Genomic DNA, 6,647 nt, shown 5'->3' on the forward strand with positions numbered 1-6,647 from the left:
GCCCGCGGGGGCCCGCCGCCCCCCCCCCCGCCGCCCCCCCGGCCCGGCTCGTGCCCCGAGCCCCGACACCCCGAGGTGCACCATGACCGGTAGGACACCCGGCGGCGACGCCGCCGGCGCACCGGGAGACGACCCGGTCCCCGACCGCATCCACGCCCGACCCGTCCCGCGGCCCGGCAGGTGGATCTCCGCCGTCGTGCTGCTGGTCCTCGCCGCGATGGCCGCGAACGCCCTGCTGACGAACGAGAAGTTCCGCTGGGACGTCGTCTGGCTCTACTTCCGCGACGTGACGGTCGTGCGCGGCGTGGGCTGGACGCTCGTGCTGACGTTCTGCTCGATGGCGATCGCGATCGTGCTCGCCGTGCTGCTCGCGATCATGCGACGGTCGGACAACCCCGTCATGAAGTCGGTGAGCTGGGGCTACATCTGGTTCTTCCGCGGCACCCCGATCTACACCCAGCTCGTGTTCTGGGGCCTCGTGTCGGTGCTCTACCCGCGCCTGAGCCTCGGCATCCCGTTCGGGCCGGAGTTCTTCGAGTTCCGCACGGCGGACCTGTTCACGGCGTTCGTGTGCGCGCTCATCGGGCTCTCGCTCAACGAGGCGGCATACCTCGCGGAGATCGTGCGCGCCGGTCTCGGGTCCGTCGACCCGGGCCAGACCGAGGCGGCCAAGGCCCTCGGCATGAAGGACGGCAAGATCCTCCGGCGCATCGTGCTGCCGCAGGCGATGCGCGTCATCGTGCCCCCGACGGGCAACGAGACCATCTCCCTGCTCAAGACGACGTCCCTCGTGCTCGCGGTGCCGTTCACGCTCGACCTCCAGTACTCGACGAACGCCATCGGCAACCGGATCTTCCTGCCGATCCCGCTGCTCATGGTCGCGGCGATCTGGTACCTGCTCATCACGAGCGTCCTCATGGTCGGCCAGCACTACATCGAGCGGTACTACGGCCGCGGGTTCGGCACGCAGACGGCGGCCCGACGCCGCGGGCGCGGGCCGGGAGGCAAGGGCGGCGGCCGCCAGAAGCCCAGCAAGCAGGACCTCATCGCCGCGTCCGGCACGACCAAGGACGACCCCTTCCTGGAGGTGACCCCGTGAGCGGGACGCACGACGCAGCATCCTCGGCGGTCGACCGCGCGACGACCACCACGGACGCCACGCCGATGGTGCAGGTCGAGGGCCTGCACAAGATGTTCGGCGACCTGCACGTGCTCAAGGGCGTGGACCTCGAGGTCCCGCGCGGCTCGGTGTGCGTCGTCCTGGGCCCGTCCGGGTCCGGCAAGTCGACGCTCCTGCGCTGCGTCAACGAGCTCGAGGAGATCACCGGGGGGCGCATCCGCGTCGACGGCGAGCTCATGGGCTACCGCGAGGTGACCAAGGACGGGCGCACCCGCCTGCACCGCCTGCACCCCAAGGTCGTCGCGCGCCAGCGCTCGCGGATCGGCATGGTGTTCCAGCGCTTCAACCTGTTCCCGCACATGACGGCGCTCGAGAACGTCGCGGAGGCGCCGGTGCAGGTGCAGGGGCTCGCCAAGTCGGCCGCGCGTGCCCGGGCCACGGAGCTCCTGGAGCGCGTCGGCCTCGCCGACCGCGCCGACCACTACCCGGCGCAGCTCTCCGGCGGGCAGCAGCAGCGCGTGGCGATCGCGCGGGCGCTCGCGATGGAGCCCGAGCTCATGCTGTTCGACGAGCCGACGTCGGCGCTCGACCCCGAGCTCGTCGGCGAGGTGCTCGCCGTCATGCGCGACCTCGCGCGGTCCGGCATGACGATGATGGTCGTGACGCACGAGATCGGGTTCGCGCGCGAGGTCGCGGACGCCGTCGTCTTCATGGACGAGGGCGTCATCGTCGAGCAGGGCACGCCCGAGCAGGTGCTGGGAGACCCGCAGCACGAGCGGACGCGGTCGTTCCTCGCGCACGTGCTGTAGGGAGGGCGCCCCTCAGCCCGCGCGACGGCGGCGCGGCAGGGCGGGGGCGTCGTGCGACGCGAGGAGGCGGGGCGAGAGCCCGGTGGGGCGAGCGACGGTGACCATCTCTCCGCTGAGCGCCCGGCCCAGGTGCACGAGCGGCAGCATGTTCTCGTGCTCGACCACGAGCGCGTCGTAGATCGGGGTCTCGCTGTCCGGGGCGTGGGAGCGGGTGTGGGAGGGAGATCGCGTCAGCACGCCTCCCACCTTCCGTGAGGGACGTGCGTTCCGCGACCGGAAGCGGTGACGTGTCCGTGAGGAAGTCGTGCGTGTTCCTCCGTCGCGCCACCCATCGGGGGCCGCCGGACACCCGTGCTCCTGGTCGCAGCACCCGGCATCGGCGCCTCCACCACCCGGACGACACCGCTCGGGGCCGTGGTCCCTCGCCCGGCACCGACCGTGGAACTCGTCAGTGACGAGAGAGACGGAGGTGACGGAGATGTACCAGGGAACCCTGGCCCAGACCGGTGGAGTGCTCGCGACGACGGGCGCCCTCACCGCCTACTACGCCGTCGGGGCGTGGACGCTCGTCGTGGCGGGCCTCGCGCTGGTCACGACGGTGCGGGTCCTCGCGCACCGTCGGGCCACCCGATGAACGAGACGCTCCGAGCGCGGGTGACCGTGGTCGTGCCCGCGCACGACGAGGAGGCGGCGCTGCCGAGGACGCTCACGTCGGTGGCCTCGCAGACGCTCCGCCCGGAACGCGTGCTGGTCGTCTCGGACAACAGCACGGACCGGACGACAGAGGTCGCCCGGTCGCTCGGTGCGGACACGATGGAGACGGTGGACAACACCGCCCGCAAGGCGGGGGCGCTCGACCAGGCGCTGCGCGCCGTGGACACACCGCTCGTCCTGGTGCTGGACGCCGACACGACCATCGCACCGACGTTCGTCGAGGAAGGGGTCCGCCTCCTCGAGGCGGACCCCGGCCTCGGGGCGGTCGGCGGGGTGTTCCAGGGCGAGGACCCGCGGGGACTGCTCCAGTGGTGCCAGGCGAACGAGTACCGCCGCTACGCCGAGCAGATCGACGTGACGGGCAGGACCGCGGTCCTCACGGGGACCGCCGCCCTCCTCCGGACCGACGCGCTGCGTGCCGTCGCCGACGCTCGGGGCAACCGGCTCCCCGGCAGGCAGGGCGACGTGTACGACCGCGGGGCGATCACCGAGGACAGCGAGCTGACGCTCGCGCTGCGGACCCTGGGATACCGGCTCGCGTCGCCGGTCACCATGACGTGCACGACCGAGCTCATGCCCACGTGGGGCGACCTGCACCGCCAGCGCGTGCGCTGGTACAAGGGGATGCTCGACAACCTGCGCGCCTACGGGCTCTCGCGCGTCACGGTGCGATACCACGCGCAGCAGCTCATGCTCCTGGTCGGAGCGACGATGCTGGCGACGCTCCTCGTGCTCACGGCGGCGTCGGTCGCGCTCGGGACGTTCCACGTCGTCCCAGGCTGGCTCGCGCTCGGTGGCGTCTTCGTCGCCGAGCGGGTCACCACGGCATGGCGAAACGGTCCCCGGGGCAGGCTCCTGGCCGCCTCCGTGTTCCCCGAGCTCGGGTACGACGTCGCGCTCCAGGCCGCGCTCGCGCACGCCCTCGTGCTGGCGGTCACCCGCCGTGACGCCGCGTGGAACCACGTGGCCCACCCGCCGGCCACCGTGGCCTGACGGCGCCGCGGCGAGGTCGGAGCCCGATCACCGCCCGTCGCGCGCGAGCGCCGCGCCCAGGTCGTGCCGACCGCCCACCCCGAGCTTGCGGTAGATGCGGTTGAGGTGGTTCTCGACCGTGCTCACGCTGAGGTGCAGCCGCTCGGCGACCTGGTGGTTGCTCAGCCCGGCGTCCACGAGGCGGGCCACCTCGCGTTCGCGCGAGCTCAGCGTGGGCGCGCTCGTCGGGTCGACGAGCCGGACGAGACCCTCGTCGACCGCGACCCGGCGGACCGCGTCGACGACCGCGGCCGCGCGGTCCGCCCGCCCCGCCGTGCGCCAGCGTCGGACCGCGTGGGCGAGCGCCCGCCCCCCGAGCAGGGGGAAGCCCGCGGCGAGCACGTCGCGACCGTAGCGTTCGGTGGCCTCGGGGTCGGGGTCGCAGACCGCACGCGGGTAGCCCGCCCAGTGCGAGCCGGACTCCCACTGCAGCGAGGAGGCGGCCCGCGCGACCACCTCTCCACGAGCGGGGTCGGGGACGGCGTCCACGGCGAGGCACCCGAGGACGGTGGCGGACAGCAGGAACCCGCGCGACCGGGCGTCCTCGAAGGCGGCCCACAGGACGTCCGCCTCGCGGTGGGCGTCGCCGTCGGCGCGGGCACGGACGACGTCGAGGAGCCAGCGCGCGGACGTCAGGGGCAGCGGCCCCCCGGGGTGCCCGAGGGCGTCGGCCTGCTCGGCCAGGAGACGAGCCCGCTGCGGTCGGCCCTCCGCGAGCGCGACCCACGCCCCGAGCGCCATCGTGCCCGCAGCGAAGTGCGCCTGCCGGGGCGGGAAGACCCCGATGGGCAGCACGGTCGCGAGCGTCTCGCGGAGGTCGGCGAACCGACCCAGGGAGACGAGCGAGAACGACACCACGTAGGCGTGGGACCAGACGTCCGCCACCTGCCGGCCGGCGAGCGACTCGTCGAGGTGGCGGGCCGACCAGCTCAGCGACTCCGTGAAGTCGCCCTGGAACAGCAGGACGAGACCGCGCAAGGAGCTCTTCGCCTGCTGCGTCGACTCGTCGCCGGACGTCACGGCGTCGAGAGACCGCGACGCGTCGCGGGGGCGACCGGCGACCAGTGCGGCGGAGGCGGAGACGATCTCGCGCAGGTCGTGGGCGTACCCGTGGTCGGGCGGATCGACGGTCGGTGCCGGTGGGACGCGGTCCAGCAGGAGGACGGCGTCGCGGTCGAAGCTCTCCAGGATCGACTCGGCGGTCACGTCCCCCCGCACCGCTGCCCGGTCGAGGAGCCGCCGGGCCCGCGGGAGGTCCCTCTCGACGAGAGCGGCGTACGTCGCCTGCCAGGCGAGCAGGAGCGCGCGCTCCGTCGGGTCCTCGGGTGGCTCCGTCGCGCGCGCGACGACCTCCACGGACGCCGGGTCCGCCCGCGCCATGACGAGGGACCGCAGGTACGGGACGGCGTTGGCCGCGGTGGGCGCCGTCCGCCACTCGTCACCTCGCACGAGCACCTGGCGGGCGATCTCGTCGGACAGGTGGCGGTTGAGGACGGCGATCCGCTCGCGTGCGTCAGGGGCCGGTGGGCCGGGGAGGGGCTGGGGCACAGGTCGGCCGGCAGGGCCGTCGCGCTCCGGGACCTCGGCGCGCTCGCCTCGCGAGCCCGTCACCGGGACCCCCGTGCGCCTCTCGAGGGCCGCTTCGATCGAGGCCGACACCCGGAGCTGGGTCGTCCCGGTCCTGGCGTGCCGGAACATCTCGCCGACCAGCGGGGGATACACCCCGACGAGGGTCTGGTAGTGCTGGGAGAGCGAGCGCAGGAGCCCGCGGGACTCCAGCGACTCGAGCACGTGCTGCGGGACGAGCCGCGTCGCCGTCGCCGCGCCCACCGCGCCGGTGAGCGAGAGCATGTGGAGGGCGTCCACCTCCTGCGCGTCCAGCCCGACGAGCAGCCGGCTCGTCGGTGCCACGAGGTCGGGTGTCCACAGGTCGCGACCGGCGCGCCAGACCCCGTCGCGTCGGTCGATGGCGCCGAGCCGCCTCCCGCCGCGGGCGATCGCCACGACGAGCCCCGGGAGGCCGCCCGACTTCGCGTAGACGCGCCCCACCACGTGCGGGTCGACGCGGCCCCGGAGGGTGTCCTGGAGCAGCTCGACGACCTCCCCGTACACGAGCGCGGGCACGTCGAGCCTGACGGACGGCGACAGCGTCGCCGTGAGCGAGCCGTCGCGCAGCGGACCCGCGCTGCGCCCCTCGGTCAGCACGACAGGGAAGCGGCGCGTCGTCCAGGTGCTCGCGAGGACGCCCACGGTGGCGTCGTCGAGAAGGTCGGCGTCGTCGACGCCGAGGACGAACGGCTCGTGGACGCGGTGACCGAGCGCGGTCACGAACGCGGCGACGGGAGTCGCGGCGCGGGGGCGTTCCTGTGCGGCGACCGGCCCCAGGGGTCCGACCGCGAGCGCCTCGAGCGGACGGTCGTGCAGAGCCGCGACGCCCCGCAGACGCACGGTCGTCCATCCGGAGTCCTCGAAGCGGTCGAGCGCCCGGGTGAGGACGGTGGAGCGGCCGGAGTGGGGCATGCCCTCGACGACCACGCTCGACCCGCCGCGGACGAGTCCTTCGACCTGGTCCACGAGATCACGGTGCAACCCCTGCACTGCCGCCACCTGGCCAGGCTACGGACCGACGGTCGTGGACGCCCGGTGGCGCGACGCGGTGGGCCGCGGTTCACTGCATCCTGACGCGAGCCGGCCGCCGCGTCCCGATCGCACCGGAGGACCGCATGAGCCTCGCCCCGATCGTCCACGAGCTCCGCCTCGCGTGCCCCGTCGAGGTCGCCTTCGACACGTACGTCGACCGGATCGCGGAGTGGTGGCCCCCCGGGTACACCGATGACGCCGGGTCGTGGGGCGGGGGGGGGGGGGGGCCCCGGGGGGGGGGGGGGCGGGGGGCGCCCCGCCGCCCCGCGGGGGGGGGGGGGGGGCGCCGTGGCGCGCTGGGTGCGGGCGCCCACCACACCCCCCCCGTCACC

General features: G+C 74.2%; 6 protein-coding genes. 4 read left to right on the forward strand and 2 right to left on the reverse strand.

Annotation, left to right across the window (positions count from 1 at the left end; all coding sequences use genetic code 11):
• Positions 1 to 82 precede the first annotated feature (82 nt).
• Positions 83 to 1,099 (forward strand): amino acid ABC transporter permease, encoded by a 1,017-nt coding sequence (locus tag ACFWH7_RS19640; RefSeq protein WP_378219120.1) that lies wholly within the window; start codon positions 83 to 85, stop codon positions 1,097 to 1,099.
• A gap of 65 nt (positions 1,100 to 1,164) precedes the next feature.
• Positions 1,165 to 1,929: an amino acid ABC transporter ATP-binding protein gene (locus ACFWH7_RS19645; protein ID WP_378219134.1), complete on the forward strand. Its 765-nt coding sequence runs from the start codon at positions 1,165 to 1,167 to the stop codon at positions 1,927 to 1,929.
• A gap of 12 nt (positions 1,930 to 1,941) precedes the next feature.
• Here the strand turns inward: ACFWH7_RS19645 and ACFWH7_RS19650 are convergent, their stop codons facing one another.
• Positions 1,942 to 2,166 carry a hypothetical protein gene (locus ACFWH7_RS19650; protein WP_047231065.1) on the reverse strand — a complete coding sequence of 75 codons (225 nt, stop codon included), beginning with the start codon at positions 2,164 to 2,166 and terminating at the stop codon, positions 1,942 to 1,944.
• Positions 2,167 to 2,407: 241 nt separating this feature from the next.
• On the opposite strand from ACFWH7_RS19650, the gene ACFWH7_RS19655 reads away from it, so the two are divergent.
• The gene (locus ACFWH7_RS19655) at positions 2,408 to 2,563 is read left to right on the forward strand and encodes a hypothetical protein (RefSeq protein ID WP_378219122.1); all 156 of its coding nucleotides are present in this window, start codon (positions 2,408 to 2,410) and stop codon (positions 2,561 to 2,563) included.
• Positions 2,560 to 3,636, forward strand: a complete 1,077-nt coding sequence (locus tag ACFWH7_RS19660) for a glycosyltransferase family 2 protein (RefSeq protein WP_378219124.1) — start codon at positions 2,560 to 2,562, stop codon at positions 3,634 to 3,636. Before ACFWH7_RS19655 ends, ACFWH7_RS19660 begins: the two co-directional genes overlap by 4 nt.
• 27 nt (positions 3,637 to 3,663) lie before the next feature.
• On the opposite strand, the gene ACFWH7_RS19665 is transcribed toward ACFWH7_RS19660, so the two are convergent.
• Positions 3,664 to 6,282: a helix-turn-helix transcriptional regulator gene (locus ACFWH7_RS19665; protein ID WP_378219126.1), complete on the reverse strand. Its 2,619-nt coding sequence runs from the start codon at positions 6,280 to 6,282 to the stop codon at positions 3,664 to 3,666.
• Positions 6,283 to 6,647 lie beyond the last annotated feature (365 nt).

The organism is Cellulosimicrobium cellulans, assembly GCF_042723955.1.
GTDB lineage: Bacteria > Actinomycetota > Actinomycetes > Actinomycetales > Cellulomonadaceae > Cellulosimicrobium > Cellulosimicrobium cellulans_H.